General features: G+C 68.7%; 20 protein-coding genes. 14 read left to right on the top strand and 6 right to left on the bottom strand.

Annotated features, from left to right (window positions below; all coding sequences use genetic code 11):
• Nucleotides 1-16: 16 nt before the first annotated feature.
• Together ABZ319_RS08435 and ABZ319_RS08430 are read right to left on the bottom strand one after the other, a co-directional pair.
• Nucleotides 17-610 carry a DUF4291 domain-containing protein gene (locus ABZ319_RS08435; RefSeq protein WP_354985686.1) on the bottom strand — a complete coding sequence of 198 codons (594 nt, stop codon included), beginning with the start codon at nt 608-610 and terminating at the stop codon, nt 17-19.
• Nucleotides 611-638: 28 nt separating this feature from the next.
• Entirely contained in the window at nt 639-1,016 is a 378-nt protein-coding gene (locus tag ABZ319_RS08430; RefSeq protein ID WP_354985685.1) for a nuclear transport factor 2 family protein, read from the bottom strand.
• A 121-nt stretch (nt 1,017-1,137) separates the two neighbouring features.
• On the opposite strand from ABZ319_RS08430, the gene ABZ319_RS08425 reads away from it, so the two are divergent.
• On the top strand, nt 1,138-2,640 hold the full coding sequence (locus ABZ319_RS08425; RefSeq protein WP_354985684.1) for a hypothetical protein: 1,503 nt from the start codon (nt 1,138-1,140) through the stop codon (nt 2,638-2,640).
• 156 nt (nt 2,641-2,796) lie between these two features.
• Here the strand turns inward: ABZ319_RS08425 and ABZ319_RS08420 are convergent, their stop codons facing one another.
• Nucleotides 2,797-3,198 (bottom strand): hypothetical protein, encoded by a 402-nt coding sequence (locus tag ABZ319_RS08420; RefSeq protein ID WP_354985683.1) that lies wholly within the window; start codon nt 3,196-3,198, stop codon nt 2,797-2,799.
• Nucleotides 3,199-3,437: 239 nt separating this feature from the next.
• Nucleotides 3,438-4,034 carry a TetR/AcrR family transcriptional regulator gene (locus tag ABZ319_RS08415; protein WP_354985682.1) on the bottom strand — a complete coding sequence of 199 codons (597 nt, stop codon included), beginning with the start codon at nt 4,032-4,034 and terminating at the stop codon, nt 3,438-3,440.
• A 77-nt stretch (nt 4,035-4,111) separates the two neighbouring features.
• Here ABZ319_RS08415 and ABZ319_RS08410 point away from each other — a divergent pair, with 77 nt between their 5' ends.
• The 5 genes from ABZ319_RS08410 to ABZ319_RS08390 all read left to right on the top strand — a co-directional run bounded on the left by ABZ319_RS08410 (nt 4,112) and on the right by ABZ319_RS08390 (nt 8,380).
• Entirely contained in the window at nt 4,112-5,134 is a 1,023-nt protein-coding gene (locus tag ABZ319_RS08410; protein WP_354985681.1) for a GlxA family transcriptional regulator, read from the top strand.
• A 103-nt stretch (nt 5,135-5,237) separates the two neighbouring features.
• Entirely contained in the window at nt 5,238-6,203 is a 966-nt protein-coding gene (locus ABZ319_RS08405; protein WP_354985680.1) for an alpha/beta hydrolase, read from the top strand.
• Between the two features lie 30 nt (nt 6,204-6,233).
• A complete protein-coding gene (locus ABZ319_RS08400; protein WP_354985679.1) occupies nt 6,234-6,950 on the top strand; it encodes an alpha/beta hydrolase in 717 nt (238 codons plus the stop codon).
• 240 nt (nt 6,951-7,190) lie between these two features.
• On the top strand, nt 7,191-7,562 hold the full coding sequence (locus ABZ319_RS08395) for an STAS domain-containing protein (RefSeq protein WP_354985678.1): 372 nt from the start codon (nt 7,191-7,193) through the stop codon (nt 7,560-7,562).
• Between the two features lie 137 nt (nt 7,563-7,699).
• Nucleotides 7,700-8,380, top strand: a complete 681-nt coding sequence (locus ABZ319_RS08390) for a hypothetical protein (RefSeq protein WP_354985677.1) — start codon at nt 7,700-7,702, stop codon at nt 8,378-8,380.
• On the opposite strand, the gene ABZ319_RS08385 is transcribed toward ABZ319_RS08390, so the two are convergent.
• The gene (locus ABZ319_RS08385; RefSeq protein ID WP_354985676.1) at nt 8,338-9,333 is read right to left on the bottom strand and encodes an alpha/beta hydrolase; all 996 of its coding nucleotides are present in this window, start codon (nt 9,331-9,333) and stop codon (nt 8,338-8,340) included. The genes ABZ319_RS08390 and ABZ319_RS08385 overlap by 43 nt on opposite strands.
• Before the next feature lie 269 nt (nt 9,334-9,602).
• On the opposite strand from ABZ319_RS08385, the gene ABZ319_RS08380 reads away from it, so the two are divergent.
• The 7 genes from ABZ319_RS08380 (at nt 9,603) to ABZ319_RS08350 (ending at nt 17,072) form a co-directional block, all read left to right on the top strand.
• Nucleotides 9,603-11,267, top strand: coding sequence for a 4Fe-4S binding protein (locus ABZ319_RS08380; RefSeq protein WP_354985675.1), 1,665 nt, complete (start codon nt 9,603-9,605; stop codon nt 11,265-11,267).
• A 117-nt stretch (nt 11,268-11,384) separates the two neighbouring features.
• The gene (locus ABZ319_RS08375) at nt 11,385-12,590 is read left to right on the top strand and encodes a cytochrome P450 (RefSeq protein WP_354985674.1); all 1,206 of its coding nucleotides are present in this window, start codon (nt 11,385-11,387) and stop codon (nt 12,588-12,590) included.
• Complete coding sequence (locus tag ABZ319_RS08370) at nt 12,590-13,387, top strand: SDR family oxidoreductase (RefSeq protein ID WP_354985673.1); 798 nt, start codon at nt 12,590-12,592, stop codon at nt 13,385-13,387. Before ABZ319_RS08375 ends, ABZ319_RS08370 begins: the two co-directional genes overlap by 1 nt.
• Complete coding sequence (locus ABZ319_RS08365) at nt 13,384-13,584, top strand: ferredoxin (RefSeq protein WP_354985672.1); 201 nt, start codon at nt 13,384-13,386, stop codon at nt 13,582-13,584. The genes ABZ319_RS08370 and ABZ319_RS08365 overlap by 4 nt, the downstream gene beginning before the upstream one ends.
• A gap of 33 nt (nt 13,585-13,617) precedes the next feature.
• Nucleotides 13,618-14,169: a nuclear transport factor 2 family protein gene (locus ABZ319_RS08360; RefSeq protein ID WP_354985671.1), complete on the top strand. Its 552-nt coding sequence runs from the start codon at nt 13,618-13,620 to the stop codon at nt 14,167-14,169.
• Nucleotides 14,163-15,425, top strand: coding sequence for a hypothetical protein (locus ABZ319_RS08355; RefSeq protein ID WP_354985670.1), 1,263 nt, complete (start codon nt 14,163-14,165; stop codon nt 15,423-15,425). The genes ABZ319_RS08360 and ABZ319_RS08355 overlap by 7 nt, the downstream gene beginning before the upstream one ends.
• A 24-nt stretch (nt 15,426-15,449) precedes the next feature.
• Nucleotides 15,450-17,072, top strand: a complete 1,623-nt coding sequence (locus ABZ319_RS08350) for an acyl-CoA synthetase (RefSeq protein WP_354985669.1) — start codon at nt 15,450-15,452, stop codon at nt 17,070-17,072.
• An 85-nt stretch (nt 17,073-17,157) separates the two neighbouring features.
• On the opposite strand, the gene ABZ319_RS08345 is transcribed toward ABZ319_RS08350, so the two are convergent.
• Nucleotides 17,158-17,706, bottom strand: a complete 549-nt coding sequence (locus ABZ319_RS08345; RefSeq protein ID WP_354985668.1) for a helix-turn-helix domain-containing protein — start codon at nt 17,704-17,706, stop codon at nt 17,158-17,160.
• A gap of 118 nt (nt 17,707-17,824) precedes the next feature.
• Between ABZ319_RS08345 and ABZ319_RS08340 the strand changes: the two genes are divergently transcribed.
• Nucleotides 17,825-18,479: SDR family NAD(P)-dependent oxidoreductase (locus ABZ319_RS08340; RefSeq protein ID WP_354985667.1), on the top strand; the 655-nt coding region annotated here is incomplete at its 3' end.

Genomic DNA, 18,479 nt, shown 5'->3' with positions numbered 1-18,479 from the left:
TGTATGCGGTGTGGCCTCATGCGATCCGGTAGAGCCGCCGCGCAAGGTCGATTGGGAGGGGATAGCTGCTCTCTTTGGGGAGCAGTGCCGAAGCTTTGTCATTTCGGCCCTGGGCGCGCAGGTCGGATATCTTGCGCACCCGCGGAGTCAGGTCCGTGATCTCGGTGACCCAGTCGTCCACGAAACGATGAATGATGTGTCGGCTCAACCCGACCTGGATCGACCGGGTATCGCGGCTGGCGCCGGTGAGTGTCCGCTCCGGGTCCCACTGCACGTTGACGGTCGCATGCTTGATCTGCGCCTCCCAGTCGGCGCGGTCCCGATACACCCCACGCTCGAAACTGGTGAGAACCGCTTGCGACAGAGCGGTCTCCCAGCCCTCGCGGGTGATTCGGACGGCAAGCACCCGCTCCTGACCGGGCTTACGTCCCCAGTTGCTGCGCTCCATCATCCACAGGAACGACGGCTTGATCCACGTCATCCGGTTGGTTGAGAACGGCGGCACGAAGCGCTGCGCCGCCACCGCGGGATCCGCGATGGCGGGGGAGTATGCCTGGTAGACGACGATCGACTTCTGGTCGTAGTCGGCGCGAATTTCATGGATGTGCACGTGATTCCTGATGTTCGAAGGCAGGCCGTCATGCTGGATTGTTGTCCGATGCTTGCGGCGTTCCCTGGTGAAAATAGAGTTTCCATGTCCCGTCACGCAGGAGCCAGATCGAGCTGCGGACGGTCGTTCGCTCCGGGCTTCGTGTTCGGTATGTCAGCTGAATCACGTTGGGAGCCAATCGCATCGCAGTGATGTTGTCGGTGATGGGTGCCATCGAGCGGTCGCTGCTCATCGCGTCGAGAATCGACTCCCTGTCCCAGACCCGGCCGGAAGAGGCGAACTCCCGAAACTCGGGGTCGAGCAACGCGGCCGATTCCGCTCGCGAGTTGCGAACCGCGCGGTCCATCAGCCGCAGCTCGGCCGCTACCACGGAGGCGATGTCGGGATCTTCGCTCGTGAAACTCATGTGCCGAGCCTTCATGTCCGAAGGAGAAGGGGCAACATGTTTTCGGACGTAGGTCGGCCCTTCAACGCGTGCCGTATTAATCGGCTGGCTGTGCGATCGACCGCTGCGGCAGGATGCTGTCGTGCGTCACGATCTTCACGGGCTGGCCGAGAACCCCGCGCTGCCAGCGGATCTGCTCGACCGGCTGATCGCGACCGCGGATTCCGACCTCGCCGAGGTGCTGGCCCGCCGCTCGGATCTGACGGGAACGCAGGTGGCGGCGCTCGCGCGCTTCGAACGGGCCGCCGCACGACTCGGGCGCGAGGGACGACTCACCGAATTTGATCAACCGCCTCGGCCTCGTGTCGCACTCGCGCTGCTAGAGGCGGGTTTCGGCCGGCCGGAGTGGGCGCGCGTTCTGGCGGCCGATCCGTCGGCGCGCACCCGGGAGCGGCTCGCGGCCTGCCCGGCGCTGCCACGCGACGTGACGCACACGCTGGCCTCCGATCCCGACGTCATGGTCGTCGCCGAGCTCGCCCTGTGGGCGACAAGCGATGTCGCCGCCCAGCTGGCGACGCATCCCCACGCGGAGGTCCGCCGCGCCGTGGCGACCAATGAGGCCACGCCCGGCCCGGTGCTGGCGGCACTGCTGACCGGCGACCAACTGCCTCCGGCGCGCTCCTGCGGGGTCTGCGATCTGGAGGCGATACCATTCGTGCACGACCCGAACTGCCAACGACCCGACTGTGCACTGATGCCGGGCGCCGCCTGCGACGGATCCCACGAATCCACCGTGTACACGATCCAGCAGATGGCGCTGCGCAATCCGGCCACGCCGGCCGACGCGGTGGTGGCTTTCGCCGACCGCTGCCCGGGGCTGCACAACGGCGAGCTGGCGGCCCGCACCGATCTGCCGCGGCGCCTCTACGCCGAGCTGGCCGGGGACCCCGTCCCACTGGTCCGCGCGCAGCTCGCGGACAATCCCGCCATCGACGAAAACCTCATCCGAGCACTGGCTTTCGACCGCGGCCACGATGTCCAGCGCCGACTGGCACACCATCCGCACCTGCCGCTCGACATCCTCGCCGCCCTCGCCGCCGGCACCCGAATCGGCCCGACCCTGCTACCGCGCATCGCCTCGGCCACCACTGCCGAGGCCGAGGAACTGGCCGCGTCGACGAACCCGATCCTGCGGATGCTCGTCGCCCAGCGACGCGATCTGCCGGCCGGGCTGCGCGACGCACTGGCTCGTGACGCGGACGCGAAGGTGCTCGCGTCCATCGCGCCGCACCCCGGATTGTCCGAAACCCGGCTGCGCGAGCTGGCGGCCGCGCACGGTGCCCGGGTCAGCGCGGCAGTCACGGCGAATCCCGACGCCACCGCATCCCTGCTGGAGGAGCTGGCACGACAGCGCCCGTCGGTACTCAAGGCGTTGCGTGAGATCGCCCGCCACCCCCATGCCACCGCCGCGGCTCTGCGCACATGCCTCACCGACTCCCGGGCCAGACGATCGGCGGCAGGTCACCGTGCCCTGCCGCCCGCGACGATCGTCGAGCTGCTCGACGATCAGGACTGGCAGGTCGTGCAGGCGGCGGCAGCCAATCCGGCACTGCCGCATGCCGCTATGTACGGGCTCGTGTCCTGAGTGATGCTGCTCGGGTAACCGCTCCGCGTCGGCCTTCGGCACGGTGCTCCCGGGGTCGGACTCCGGTCGTGGCCTCCGAGCATCGCACTGACCGGTCCGGTCGGCGGCGACGGCACGATCGAACCGACCGCGTCCCCGACTCGCGTCGCTCCGCGTTCAACGCCGGTTGGGTGGGCGCGAGGGCACCCACACGTACCCGCCCATGCGCGCTCGGTGCGGAACCCGCCGCCGTTGACCGCCGCGTACGCGCAGTTCGTGGGCGGCCTGGTGGATCCGCTGGGACAGCTCGCTGACGTGGGTCGGCTCGGGATCGACGGTGGAGATGAAACCGCCTGCTCGCCAGCCGATCTCGTGCCCATACGTGGCGTAGGGCGGGAGCGGCGCCGGGCCTTCGGCCGCGAGCGATCGGTCAGGTTCGATCGCGGCTACGGTGTCCGCGAATTCGGTCATCGCCTCCGCGACCTCGTCCACGCTGCCCGAGCGCGTGAACTGCAGTCGCGCCATCGCCGGCAGGCGGATCTCGATCACGCACTCGACACGGGTATCGGCACAGGGCACCGTTTCAGTGTGCCGCCGCCGGACCCACTCCGCCGTATCACGACTCGGCGTTTCGCACCTGCCGGTTTCCGGCGGACGCCGAATTCTGGGTTGAATCGTGCTCAGTGGGTAGCACTGTTGGTGCTGGGGTGGGGTTCAACAGCGTAGCTTCACCCCGGCCCGAGGGGTCCTCACCCGTGGCCACCCGGCGGTCGCGGAACCGAGCGACCACACATGGATCATCCGGACTCGGTTGTGGGCTACGCGTCCGCCCAGGACGCGGGCAGCGATTGCCAGGAGACGGCGGCGACCTCGTGCAGGCGCCGGGCGGGTAGGCCCAGACGGCTCAGCTGGATCAGGCCCTGGGCGACCACGACGATATTGGCGCTGTGTGCCGATACCGCTGCGGCATCTTCGGTGAAATGGCCGGTGCGGCACAGGCGTTCGGCGACGATCTGTTCCATCGCCGCGGTGGTGCGCGCGCCGATCGCGCGGATCTCGGGGATCCGGGTCGCGAGTTCGGCGACGCTGTTGATCATCAGGCAGCCGCGATGGTCGGGGTTGGCGGCGCAGTCGGCGATGACCGCCTCGAAGAGGGCGCGGACCGCGTCGCGGGCCGAGCCGGGCGCGCGGGACACGACATCGCGGACGAAGAGTGCGCGCTGCTCGCAGTACCGGTCGAAGGCCGCCAGGAACAGCCCGCGCTTGCTGACGTAGGCCGAGTAGATGCTGCCGTTGCCGACACCGGTCGCGCGGGAGACGTCCTGCACCGACGTGTTGTCGAAACCCCGTGCCCAGAACAACTCCGTGGCGGCGTCGAGCAGCTCCGATTCGTCGAACTGTCGTGGCCGTCCCATGGGGGTCACCGTACCAATCGGCGTGCGCTGAACCACACCGCTTGTTCTGGAGCCGTGATTCCAGAACAATGGATGACATGGCCACCAACCTCACCGAGCAGCCCCGCCGGCGCGTGGGCATCCTGCTGTTCGACGGCGTCAAGATGCTCGACTTCGCCGGGCCCGCAGAGGTTTTCGTGGAGGCCAATCAGGCCGTGTCCGGATACGAGGTGATTCTGGTCTCCGCCGACGGCAACAGCGTGCAGACCTCCATCGGCGCGCGGGTGGAGGTGGCCTGCGCGGCGGCGGACGCCGGACGGTTCGACACCGTCGTGATCCCGGGCAGCGAACTCCCGCCGTCGACCTTCGCGACGCCGGAGGTGCTCGCCGCGGCGCGGCATCTGTCCTGGAACACCCGCAGGCTCGCCTCGATCTGCAGCGGGGCCGCCATTCTGGCCGAGCTGGGCCTGCTGGACGGGCGGCGCGCGACCACGCACTGGAAGTTCGCCGCCGGGCTCGCACGGCGGTACCCGGCGGTCACGGTGGAACCGGACGCGATCTTCGTGCGGGATGGGAACCTGTACAGCTCGGCCGGTGTCGCTGCGGGTGTCGATCTCGCACTGGCGTTGGTGGAGGAGGACTTCGGGGCGGATGCCGCGCGCCGGGTCGCGCAATTGCTCGTGGTCTACATGCAGCGCTCGGGCGGGCAGTCGCAGTTCTCCGCGTCGCTGACCGGGCCGGCTCCCCGCAGTCCACTCGTGCGCAAGGCCGTCGATCTGATCTGCGCGGATCCGGCGTTTCCCCACACCGTGCAGACGCTGGCCGATCACGCCTGCGTCAGCGTGCGGCATCTGGCCCGGCTGTTCCGCGCCGAGCTCGAACGCACGCCCGCCGAATACCTCGCCTTCATTCGCTTCGGTGTCGCCAGGGACATGCTCCACGCCGGGAACAGCGTCACCGAGGCCGCCATGGCCGCGGGGTACGGCAGCGCCGAGGCGCTGCGGCGCGCATTCGTCGCCAGGCTGGGGATCTCGCCGCGCAAGTACCAGCAGCGTTTTCGGTCCACCGGGGCCGCCACCGCGCCATATCCGGAACGCGCGCTCCCGGCTGCCGTGTCCTGATCGGAGGCTTTCACGGCCGCTGGAGAGGGGTGCGCTGTTGTTTGCCTGGAGGAAGCTGGATGGGGCGTACTTCATCCGTACAACAGCTTCGGAAGGAATTCAGATGGCAGGCAATCCGCTCGGGATCGCGCTCGAGCAGGCGGCGCAGGAATTCGTGGACGCGACCTCGCAGCCGCCCTTCCTTTATCAGCTGGACCCCGAGGAGGGGCGCAAGGCCGTTGACTCGGTGCAGGATTCGCCGATCGACAAGCCGGAGATCGACGAGGAGTGGATCACCGTCGAGGGCGGTCCCACCGGCCGGGTGCGGGCGCGGATCGTGAAGCCGCGCGGCGCGGACGAGACCCTGCCCGTGATCGTCTACACGCACGGGGCCGGCTGGGTGTTCGGCGACGCGCACACCCACGACCGGCTGGTTCGTGACTTGGCCGTCGGCGCGGGCGCGGCCGTGGTGTTCCCGGAGTACGACCGCTCCCCGGAGGTGCGCTACCCGGTTGCCAACGAGCAGTCCTACCGTGTCGCCCAATGGGTTTCGACCGAGGGCGCGACCAAGGGCCTGGACTCCTCGCGGATCGCCATCGCGGGCGATTCGGTCGGCGGCAACATGGCGATCGCGCTGACCCTCATGGCCAAGGAGCGCGGTGACCTGTCGTTCGTGCAGCAGGTGCTGTTCTACCCGGTCACCGACGCGAACTTCGACACCGAGTCCTACCGGCAGTTCGCCGAGGGGTACTTCCTGACTCGCGAAGGCATGCGGTGGTTCTGGGACCAGTACACCACCAGTGCCGATGAGCGCGCCCAGATCACCGCGTCGCCGCTGCGGGCCACCACCGAGCAGCTGGCGGGCTTGCCGCCGGCCCTGGTGATCACCGGTGAGGCCGATGTCCTTCGCGACGAGGGTGAGGCCTACGCCGCGAAACTGCGCGCCGCCGGGGTTCCGGTGACGCAGGTGCGATACGGCGGCATCATCCACGATTTCGTCATGGTCAATTCGATGCACGACACCCACGCGGCGAAGGCCGCTGTGGCACAGGCTGTCTCGGTGCTCCGGGCCGCGCTGCACGAGTCCTGATCCCGCTCGACCCCACCAAGGAAGGTAGCCGTGAGCTCCGAAAATAATCCGACCATCGTGCTCGTACACGGAGCGTTCGCCGACTCGTCCAGCTGGAACGGGGTGGTGGCGAACCTGCGCGCGCAGGGGTACTCCGTTGTCGCCGCGGCCAATCCGCTGCGCGGGCTCGCTTCCGACGCCGCGTACGTCGGCTCGGTCGTGGACTCCATCGACGGTCCGGTAGTGCTGGCCGGTCACTCGTACGGCGGCAGTGTCATCACCGTCGCCGCGGCCGGTAAGACGAATGTGACCGCGCTGGTCTACATCGCGGCCTTCATCCCCGCCGAGGGTGAGAGCGCGCTCGAACTGACCGGCAAGTTCCCCGGTTCGACGCTCGGCCCGACCACGAGCCCGGCCCAATTCCCGCTGCCCGGCGGCGATTCCGGCACCGAGCTCTACATCCGCCAGGACGAGTTCCCCGCCCAGTTCGCCGCCGACGTGGCGCCCGAGACCGCCGAGCTGATGGCCGCCACCCAACGCCCCGTCGCCCTGACGGCCCTGCAGGAACCCGCCGCCGCGGCCGCGTGGCGGAACATCCCCGCCTTCGCGCTGCTCACCACCGACGACAAGAACATCCCCGTAGAGGCCCAGCGGTTCATGGCCGAGCGGGCGTCGGCACAGGTCACCGAGGTCGCGGCCTCGCACGCGGTCAGCGTCTCGGCACCGGACGCGGTGACCGAGGTCATTCTGTCGGCTGCGCAGAAGTAGCTTCCAGCAGGAGCAAGGACATCGCCAGGACCGCCCGGTAGCACAACCGGGCGGTCCCGTCGTCCGCACCGAAATACTCCGACCGGACGGGGAAGTGCAGACCAGCTGCGGTAAGCCTATGGCAGGGGACGACGGTCAACGTGTTGTCCCGCAGAGCATCTGGTCCCAGTGAAGTTCGCGGGTGTAGCGGCCGCCGACCCGGGAACCTCCTATAGGCAGGTGACCGGGCAGGAGAGGTTTATGAGCCGAGCAGATTCGATGCAATTGCTGCGGGTGCAGGTCCTGACCGAGGCCCCGATCCCGATCGTGGTCGCCGCCGGTGAGGTGGATGTGCTGTCCGTTCCGCTGCTCGACCGGGCGTTGCGACAGGCCCTGGCGGGGGATCCCCCGACGATCGCGGTGGACCTGACGCGGGTGGTGTTTCTGGACTCGTCCGGCCTTGCGGTCCTGGCCCGCAGCGCGCGAGCTTGCCCGCAGCCACCGCGCGTGGTGGCCTCCCCGCAGGCGCGGCGTCCGATCGAGACCACCGGCATGACCGTCATGCTGACCCTGTTCGACACCCTCGCTCAGGCGCTCGCGGCTTCCCTCGGACAGGACCAGCAAACGGGTTGATTCCGAGGAGGCGCGGCTTCGGCGCCGGTCAGAAATAGATGAGCAGGCCGGTGTGAAGCTCCGGGGCGGACTACTCGAATCGGACGACCTCGGCTGTTCGGCCCGCAGGTGAGAATCGTGCCTGATAGAACCACGTGATGGGTAGGCCGACAGCCAAGAAGCGGGCTCGACGAATAGCCCGTCAGACCAAGCGCCCGATGCCGGGTGTGGATCAGTCGCAGTGGAACATCCCCACGCAAGTCTTGCGTCCTGTGCTACCCGAGTCGGCACGGGACATCGAGACCTTCGAGCGCGACGTGGCGTGGTGGCAAGCCAACGAGGGTCCCTGCGGGGTCCCGGTTTCTCCGAGCCCCACCGACGATGTGCGGGAGTTTCTGCTCGGCGGCTCCACCTCCTGCGAGGGGTTCAACGACCGTGAACAGTCCTTCGTTCTCGGTGCCGAGGCTTTGTCCGAGCAGTTGTTTCGGCGTGGATGGCGTTTCAGCAGCGCGGACTCTTCACCGTCGGCACTGGTTTGGGCATATCCGCCCTCGCGGTACGCGCAGGCCGAGGGGCATATCGAGCCGGTGACAACCTTCCATGTCTTCACGTTCCACGCGCCGGTTTTCGAGGGATGCGAGTTCTCGCTCATGGTCGCGGGACACACGTGGGAGGCGGGGGAGTGGCCGGTGAGCAGTATCGCCGAGTTCCTGGCGAACATCGACGCGGTCGAAAGTCACCGTGCGGGAGACGACATCGCGAGTCTGCCGTTCGCTTACGACGGGCTGCTCGACAATCACGCCAGTCCGGTTGATCGACTCGGCTGGGGCGCGAAGTAGGTCTCGACCGCGTAGCGGAACCAGCGTTCGCGAGAGCGGAGCGCGCGGCGGCTCACCTCGGCCGTGGGGACGATGCGGTCGAAACCGTGCCAGCAGCCGGGGTAGACCTCGAAGTCGACAGGAACCCCAGCGTCGCGGAGTCTGCCGACGTAGGCGACGGTCTCGTCCAGGAACGGTTCCAGGTCGCCGACGTAGGTGAAGGTCGGGGGCAGGCCGCGCAGGTCGGTGGCCCGGGCGGGGGCGGCGTAGATCGGCACCTCGTCGTCAGTGTGGCCGCGGCCCAGGTAGAGCCGCCAGGCCGAGCGCAGGGTCGTGCTGTCCAGCAGGGGCGCGTCGTTGTTCACCGCGGACGCGGTCGTCACCCGGTCGTCGAGCATCGGATAGATCGGCAGCTGGAACGCGACGCTGACCTCGCCGCGGTCGCGCGCAAGCAGGGTCAGGGCAGCGGTCAGGCCACCGCCCGCGCTCTCACCGCCCACCGCGATCTGATCGTCCCGCACCCCGAGGCGAGTCGCGTTGTCGCGCAACCACGTCAGTGCGTCGTAGCCGTCGTCCAGAGCCGCGGGGTAGGGAAGTTCGGTGCTCAGCCGGTAGTCGGGGGCGACGATCACGCAGCCGACGGCGGCGATCAGGCGGCGATAGAACGCGGCGTCCTGTTCAGGTGCGCCGAGGGCGTAGCCGCCGCCGTGCAGCCACAGCAGCCCGGTCGCGTTCTGCACCGGCGTCAGCGGGGAGTAGACCATCACCCGCAACCGTGATCCGTCGGCGCGCGGGATGTGGAACTCCCGGACCCGCATGCTGCGCGGCCGCCGCCGGTAGGCCACGGCCGTGACCCGCCCGAGCGCGAGACTGCCCCGGCGCAGGCGAGCATCACCGATCCGGGAAGCGGCGCGGCGCAACATGATTCCGGTCCGGCGCAACTGCGGATCGATCATGTCGGCGGTGATTCTCATGTCTGCCTCTCGGTGACTCGACGATGGCTACCCTGAGTATGGACGGTAGTACGGACAGCTGTACAGGCGTTCGGCCGGTACGCGTCACCCCGGTCGAGCAGGTGAATCCGTCCGCCGCTCTTGCGTCGGAACACTGTCGGAAATACTATCCGGACATATGTCCGTATAGCTGTCCGAGTTGTGTTCGAGATGCCCCGCGCGGCACTCGGCCGCAGTCGGCGCCCCGTCATCCGAATCGCTTCCTCGGTTCCGTACCTGTGAGGACATCCATGGCCTACGTGATCACCCAACGTTGCTGCAACGACGCCAGCTGCGTGGTTGAGTGCCCGGTCGACTGCATCCGCCCGCGCCCGGACGAACCCGGGTTCGCGACGGCGGAACTGCTGCACATCGACCCGGACACCTGCATCGACTGCGGGGCGTGTGCGGAGGCGTGCCCGGTGGACGCGATCTTCGCCGCGGACGAACTCCCCGACGCACTGACCCGGTACGCCGAGATCAACGCCGCCTACTTCGAGCACAATCCGCTCGAAACCACGATCACCGCGGCGCCCACCCCGCTGCGCCTGCCCCGCGAGGCCGCGCCGCTGCGGGTGGCGATCGTGGGCACCGGACCCGCGGCCTGCTACTCCGCCGAACAACTGCTCGGCCGCGGCCGGGTCGAAGTCGATCTGTTCGACAAGTCGCCCGCGCCCTGGGGCCTGGCCCGCTACGGCGTCGCGCCCGATCACCCCGAAACCCGGGGCGTGATCGACCAATTCAACGCCGCCTTCAAACGCGACGCGATCCGCATGCATCTCAATGTCGACATCGGTCGCGACTTCACCCACGCCGAGCTGCTCGAGCACTTCCACGCGGTGATCTACGCGGTCGGCGCACCCGGCGACCGCCGGCTCGGCATCCCCGGCGAGGACCTGCCCGGAAGCCATTCCGCCACCGAGTTCGTGGCCTGGTACAACGGCCACCCCGACTGCGCCGACCGGAGATTCGAGCTGTCGGGCGAGCGCGCGGTCATCGTCGGCAACGGCAACGTCGCCCTGGATGTTGCCCGGGTGCTGACCGTGGATCCGGATCGGCTGGCGCGCACGGATATCGCCGACCACGCGCTGGAGGCCCTGCGGCACAGCGCGGTTCGCGAGGTCGTCCTGCTGGGCAGGCGCGGACTGGTGAACGCGGCCTTCACCGGGCCCGAGTTCCTGGCGCTGGGGCAGCTCGACGGCGTGGACGTGGTCATCGATCCCGCCGACCTCGACGCCGAAGTCGCCGCCGCACTGGCCGATCCCGAGACCGACCCGACGCTGCGGCTGAAACTGAACCTGGCCACCGAATACGCGGCCCGCCCGCGCACGAGCGGGAACAAACGCATCGTCTTCCGCTTCCGGGCCGTACCCCGCGAGGTGCTGGGCGGGCAATTCGCCACCGGGGTGCGCATCGAACGCAACGAATCTCCGGGCGCGACAGCAGATTCGCCGCCCGGCGAGAACCTCGACGCGCGACTGATCGTGCGCGCGGTCGGCTATCGCGGCGTCCCCGTGGCCGACGTGCCCTTCGATCCGGCTGCCGCGGTGATTCCCAATTTCCTGGGCCGGGTCGTGGACGCCCTGGGCGCGACCGTGCCCGGGGTCTACACCGCCGGCTGGATCAAACGTGGCCCGCGCGGGGTGATCGGCACCAACCGCGGTGACGCCGAGGAAACGGTGACCCAGCTGATCGCGGACTTCCTGGCCGGAGACCTGGATCGCCCGGTGCGTGAACGCGATTCGCTCGACGACCTGCTCGCCGAGCGCTGCTCCGACCACGTCGATCGCGCGGGCTGGCTGACCGTGGACGCCGCCGAAAAGGCCGCCGGCGCAAGCGAACAGCGCCCCCGAGTCAAGTTCGTCCGGGCCCGGGACATGGTCGATCTGGCCCGGGGTGCGGTGGCCGCTCGATGAGCATTGTTATGGACGAGTGTCGGTGATAGTGTCCAGACACATGTCCAGTCTTCAGTCCGTCCGGACGGGGCAGCCCCGGAACCGGAAGCACGAACTAGCGAATTCGAGGTGCCCGTGATGACTTCGGCCTCACTGGAGCCGTTCACGTTCGACCCCTACGACTACGGTTTCCACGACGACCCGTACCCGACCTACGAGCGCCTGCGCACCGACGCCCCGCTCTACTACAACCCGGACCTCGACTTCTGGGCACTGTCGCGGCACGCGGACGTCATCGCCGGATTCCGCGACAACGTCCGGCTCTCGAGCGCCATGGGCGTCTCGCTGGATCCCGCCGCCTGGGGACCGCACGCGCACCGGACGATGTCGTTCCTGGCCATGGACGATCCCCGGCACATGCGCATGCGCCGCCTGGTGTTCAAGGGGTTCACCCCGCGCCGGGTCACCGAGATGGAGAACCGGATCGAGGAGCTGACGCGCGAACACCTCGAGCCCGCCCTGGCACGCGGATCCTTCGACTGGATCGAGGATTTCGCGGGCAAGCTGCCCATGGACGTCATCTCCGAACTCATGGGCGTGCCCGTCCCGGATCGCGCCGAGATCCGCCGGCTCGCGGACCTGGTCGTGCATCGCGACGACGGCGTGATGGACGTGCCGCACAGCGCGATCGACGCCTCGCTGCAGCTGATCGTCTACTACAGCGAGATGGTCACCGCGCGCCGCGCCGAACCCACCGACGATCTCACCTCCGCACTGCTGGACGCCGAGATCGAGGGCGACCGCCTCACCGACGAGGAGATCATCGGGTTCATGTTCCTGATGGTGGTCGCCGGCAACGAGACCACCACCAAACTGCTCGGCAACGCGCTGTACTGGGCCGGTCGCACCCCGGGCGAATACGCCAAGGTCGTCGCCGATCCGGACCTGGTCCCGGACTGGGTCGAGGAGACCCTGCGCTTCGACACCTCGAGCCAGATCGTGGCCCGCAGCGCCGCCGTCGACATCGAGATGTACGGGCGCACCATCCCCGCCGGCGCGAAGGTGCTGCTGCTCATGGGATCCGCCAACCGGGACTCCGAAGTCTTCCCCGACGGCGATGTCTTCCGGATCGACCGCCCCGAGAAGGGCGCGATCTCCAGTTTCGGTGCGGGCGTGCACTTCTGCCTCGGCGCGCACCTGGCCCGCCTGGAAGCCATCGTCGCCCTGCGCGCGTTCGTGTCCCGCGTGCGCGACTACTCCCTCGACGAATCCGGGATCGTGCGCGTGCATTCGACCAACGTGCGCGGCTTCGCCACCCTGCCCATCACCACGGAGATCGCCTGATGCCCCGCTTCGCCCCCCAGCCCGAACGCCGACCCGCCATCGTCACCGGCGCCTCCTCCGGAATCGGGGCCGCCACCGCCGTCGCCCTGGCCGAACTCGGTCACCCGGTCGTGCTCGGCGCGCGCCGCCTCGACGAATGCCAACTGCTGGCGGAGAAGATCCGCGCCAACGGTGGTGCGGCGCAGGCACTCCGGGTCGATGTCACCGACACGGAGTCGATCGACGAGTTCGTCACCGGCGCCGAGGCCGAGTTCGGTCCCACCGAGATCGTGGTGTCCGCGGCCGGGCACCTGGTGTTCGGCCTGGTCCACGAGCTCACCCCCGAGCAGTACCTGCAGCAGGTGAATCTGCACCTGGTCGGCCCCCAGCGCCTGGCCCACCGGGTACTGCCCGGCATGCTCGAGCGCGAACGCGGCGACTTCGTACTCATCAGCTCCGACACCGCCACCACGCCGCGCCCGCGCTCGGGCGCGTACCCCGCGGCCAAGGCCGGGGTCGAGGCGATGGCCCGCCAGCTCTGGATGGAACTCGAGGGCACCGGCGTGCGCGCCTCGCTGGTCCGGCCCGGCCCGACCCTGACCGCCATGGGCACCGACACCACCGCCGAGATCATCGGACCCGTCCTCGAGGACTGGAGCACCTGGGGATTCGCCCGGCATTCGGAGATGCTCAAGGCCGCGAACCTGGCCACGGCCGTGGTCGCGGTGGTCTCGGCCCCGCGCGGCGCGCACATCCAGCTCACCGAGGTCCAGCCCGAAGCCCGGGTCTCACCCCGCAAGAACGGCGGTGCGTCATGAGGATCGTGGTCGACCGGGACCTGTGCCAGGGCCACGCCGTGTGCGCGGCCGAAGCCCCCGAAGTGTTCTCCGTCCCCCGGCGCGGTCCGGTCGAACTGCTCGACGCCGAACCCGGCCCCGACGTCCGCGCCCAAGTCCAGGACGCCGTCCGCTACTGCCCCACCCAGGCGCTGTCGATCATCGACGGCGACGCGTGAGCACGCTCGCGCAACAACGAAAGGTTCACGAACATGGCTGATTTCGATCGCGCCGAACTCGACGAGATGGTGCAGCGCTGGCTGCAGGCCAACAAGGACTGCGAAGCCACCGGCGACTGGCGCCCGCTCGCGGAGTACTACACCGAGGACGCCACTTACGGCTGGAACTACGGCCCCAAGGACGAGTTCATGGCCGTGGGCCGCGACGAGATCCGGGACATCGCCATCGGTTTGGAGATGGACGGCCTCGAAGGCTGGACCTACCCGTACCAGGAAGTCGTGGTCGACGACCGCAGCGGCACCGTCATCGGCTTCTGGAAGCAGATCGCCGACACCACCCGCGCCGACGGCACCCACTACTCGCCCGAGGGCATCGGCGGCAGCTGGTTCCGCTACGGCGGCAACTTCCAATGGTCCTGGCAGCGTGACTTCTTCGACTTCGGCAACGTCAGCGCGATGTTCCTGGAGATGATGACCAACAAGGCGCTCTCGGACGGCATGACCAAGCGCATCACCCGCGCCACCTCCGGCAACCCGCTGCCCGGCTGGTACAAGATCGGCAAGGGGCCGGTGGAGCTGTGGTGAGCGACGCGCCCGATCGGCGCAGCGCCTTCGCGGACCTGACCCGCGAGCAACTGGCGATCCTGGTCCCCGAACTCCTGCTCAGCGGCCACCTCATCGACCGCTCCGGCATGGCCCACACGATCGGCGCGTTCGGCCGCGAGGGCATGGCGCAGGTCGCCATCGAGGAGTGGCAGGTCGCCAGCCCGGTCTACACCCGGCGCATGCAGCGTGCGCTCGGGTACACCGGCGACAGCGTCGAAACCATCTTCAAGGGCCTGCAACTCGACATCGGCGCGCCCCCGCAGTTCATGGATTTCCGGTACCGGATCCAGGATCGCGATCACGGGGAGTTCTGGCTCGATCACTGCGGGGCGCTCGCGGATGTGGAACCCATGGGGGAGGACTACGTCCGATCCATGTGCCACGACATCGAGGACCCGACCTTCGACGCGACCGCCCTGGCCACCAACCCGCGCGCCCAGGTCCGCCCGATCCACCGCCCGCCCCGGGTGCCCGCGGACCGGAGCCCGGTGTGCGCGTGGACCGTGATCATCGATGATTCCCACGTGCCGCCGCCGATTCCGGCGAACTTCGACATCGTCTCGGAATCGGCTGCCGCACAGGTGATCCTGGATCCCATCGACCCGGCAGATCCCGGGCAGGGTGACTACTCCGGCCCGTTGCTGAGTGACCTGCGCTTCAGCGACTTCTCCCGGTCCGCGTTGATCCGCATGGCCGACGAGGTGTGCCTGCAGCATCATCTGCTGGCGCTGGGTTTCCTCATCGCGATCGGATCGCGCACCGACGTCGACGCGGCGGCCGACATCGGGCGCAAACAGTTCGCCGGCATCGCGGGCCTGACCTCCGAACGCCTGCGCGACGCGCTCGGGGCCGGTGACGACGATGCCGCGCTGGCGCAGGTGCTGCGTCTGCATCCGGCGTGGAATCCGCTGTGCTACACCGGTGTTCAGGTCGACGAGCACGACATCGGTGTGCGCCTGCGCATTCCCAAGCGCAGCGGGGCGGTCAGCGATCGGGTCTGGCCCGCACTGCTGGACGCCGAGCACCTGGCGCCGATCGAAGCCATGGCCCGCGGGGTCAACCCGCGGTACACCGTCCACGTCACCGCCGACACCGACGACGAACTCGCACTCGGATTCCTGCTCGCGGAACAGCCCTTCCGCGAATCCGGCGAGGTGGCCATCACCCGGTTCAGCACCGGCGCCGACTTCCGCTTCGCCGACCGCGGCATCCCGCTGCCGCTGACCGTGGTCTGACATACCGATGAAAGATGAATTGCCATGGCGTGCAACTTCGCTGACCTGTTCGAGCACGCGGTCGACGCGATGCCCGAACGCATCGCGCTGATCCACCGTGACCGGCGAATCACCTACCGCGAGCTCGACATCCGAGCCAATCGGCTCGCCCATCACCTGGCCTCGATCGGCGTGGCGCCCGGCACCCACGTCGGTTTCCAGATGCACAACAGCATCGAGACCATGGAAACCCTCATCGCCTGCTTCAAACTGCGCGCGGTGCCGATCAACATCAACTATCGCTACAGCGCCGAAGAGCTGTGTTACCTCTACGACAACGCCGATCTGCACACCCTGGTGTTCCACCGCAGCTACGCGAGCGCCGTCGGCACGGCGCTGAGCCGCTCGCCGCGGGTCCGGCGCGCCATCGTCGTCGAGGACGACCTGGACAGCGGGCACATCGAAACCACAGCGGCACACTATGAATCGGTGCTCTCGCCGATCACCACCCGCCCCGAGGCCGAGCGCACGGCCGACGACCTGTTCATGATGTACACCGGCGGCACCACCGGAATGCCCAAGGGCGTCATGTGGCGGCAGGAGGACATGTGGCGGGTCCTGGGCGGCGGCATCGACTTCTACACCGGGGAACCGGTGGCCGATGAGTTCCAGCAGTCCCGCGTCGGCGCGCAGAACGAGCCGAGCGCGTGGTTGATCCTGCCCCCGCTCATCCACGCCGCGGCCATGATGCCGACCTTCACCGCCCTGTGGAGCGGCAACACCCTGATCTACGAGTCGCGATTCGATCCGGCGGTGGTCTGGGAGACGGTCGAGCGTGAGCGTCCCGCGGTCATGGTCATCACCGGCGACGCGATGGCCCGGCCGCTGCTGGACGCGCTGGGCGATCCCCCGCGGGACGCCAGTTCGCTGCTGGCCATCGCCTCGGGTGCGGCGCTGCTGTCCCAGCCGGTGAAGAACCGGCTGCTCGAGCGGTTCCCCGCCACGGTGGTCTCGGATTCCATCGGATCCTCCGAAACCGGTTTCGGCGGAATCGGATTCGCCACCAAGGACGACGATCCCGGTCGCGGTCCGCGGGTGCAGGTGGGGCGCGGCGCGGTGGTCGTCGACGACACCGGGGTTCCGGTTGCGGCGGGGGAGCAGGGCTGGCTGGCCAAGACCGGCGCGGTTCCCCTGGGCTATTACAAGGACGAGGAGAAGTCGCGCCGGTTGTTCAAGACCGTGGACGGGTCGCGGATGGTCGTCACCGACGATCGCGCCCGCGTCGAGGGCGACGGCTCGATCACCCTCATCGGCCGCGGCAACATGGTGATCAACACCGGCGGGGAGAAGGTGTTCGTCGAAGAGGTCGAGAGCGTGCTCAAAGCGCATCCGGGCGTCTTCGACGCGGTGGTGGTCGGTGTCCCGCACGAGCGCTGGGGTCAGCAGGTCGCGGCGGTGATCGCCACGCCCGAAGGGGAAGTGCTCGACTTCGAGGCCCTGACCGAGCACGTGCGCGCGCATTTGGCGGGCTACAAGACGCCGCGCACGCTGTGGCTCGCCGCCGAGGTGACGCGCTCACCCAGCGGCAAGCCGGACTACCGGTGGGCCAAGGAGTACATCGGTACCCGCGCACCCGATCACGAAGTCGGGTCCGCGGCGCGTACCTGACGCCGCGAACGAGCCGCACACTGCCGCACAACCGCACCGGATTCGGTGCGGGTTGTGCGGCAGTGGCGTTTCGGGCCCCGCGGCCTCACCGGTCGCGGGGGTCCGATTCGATGGTGGGCGGGGCGTTTTCGCCGCGCATTCGGGTCGAGTAACCGATCGCGGCGTCGACCAGGGACTCCACATAGATCTTCTCCAGCCGTCTGGCCGAGAACGGATCGCTGCCCGTGCCGATCGCCGCGTCGATGCGGCCCCGGATCCGATCGGTCAGCCGCTGCTGCATATCGATCAGATCCGGTTCGACGACCGCCGGGGTCAGCATCGACGCGGCGGTGGACATGGTCAGCGGGGTCTGCTCGGTCTCGGCGGTGGGCGGGTGGCCCGCACGGCGCAGTGTCGGGAGCGAGAGCGCGCGCCACACCACCTCCGCGAGCAGCTGCTCGCGGGAATCGAAGTAGCTGTAGACCGTTGCGGTGCCGATGTCGGCCTCGAGGGCGACCACCCGCAGGGTCAATCCGTCGAACCCGCCACGGGCCAGGACCTTTACCGCGGCATCGACGATGCGCTCGAACATTTCGGACTTTTCATGCTGGGACCGCCGGGCACCCCCGGCCATGCTGGACAGTTTTTCGGACACAAGTCTAGATGCTATTCTGGACAGCATTACAAGGCAATGGAACCGCACTGAGACGACCGCCATATCGCCTGGTTCGAGTCCATTCGCGCGTCGCACACGCAGGAGGTCGCAGCACCCGATGAGCGCATCGATCACCGGCCGCATCGTCGCGGTCACCGGGGGAGCCCGCGGCATCGGGCGAGCGATCGCGGCGGAGTTGACCGCCCGCGGCGCGCTCGTCGTGATCGGGGACATCGACCCGCACGCGGCCGCGGACACCGCCGCCGCTCTCGGGCTGGCGGGCGCGTTCGCCCTGGACGTCACCGACGCCGACTCCTTCGCCGACTTCCTGCGCCGGACCGAACAGGCCGTCGGCGCGGTCGACGTGCTGATCAACAACGCGGGTGTCATGCCGGTCGGCAAGTTCACCGAGGAGGCCGACGCGCTCACCCGTCGCATCCTGGACATCAATGTCTACGGGGTCATGCTCGGCGCCAAACTCGTGCTGCCGGGCATGCTCTCGCGCGGGCGCGGACACATCGTGAACATCTCCTCCCTGGCCGGGGAGAACCCGACCCCGGGCATGGCGACCTACTGCGCCAGTAAGCAGGCGGTGCTGAGTTTCACCGAAACCATGCATCGCGAGCAGCGTGGCAGCGGCGTGCGCTTCTCGGCGGTCCTGCCGACCTTCACCCGCACCGAGATGATCGCCGGCACCCGCGCGCCCCTCGGGCTGCTCGCCGAGCCCGATGACGTCGCGCGTGCGGTCGCGCGCCTGATCGCGCGTCCGCGCC

Source organism: Nocardia sp. NPDC005978 (genome assembly GCF_040614455.1).
GTDB lineage: Bacteria > Actinomycetota > Actinomycetes > Mycobacteriales > Mycobacteriaceae > Nocardia.
This window is presented reverse-complemented; position numbering and strand designations above follow the sequence as displayed.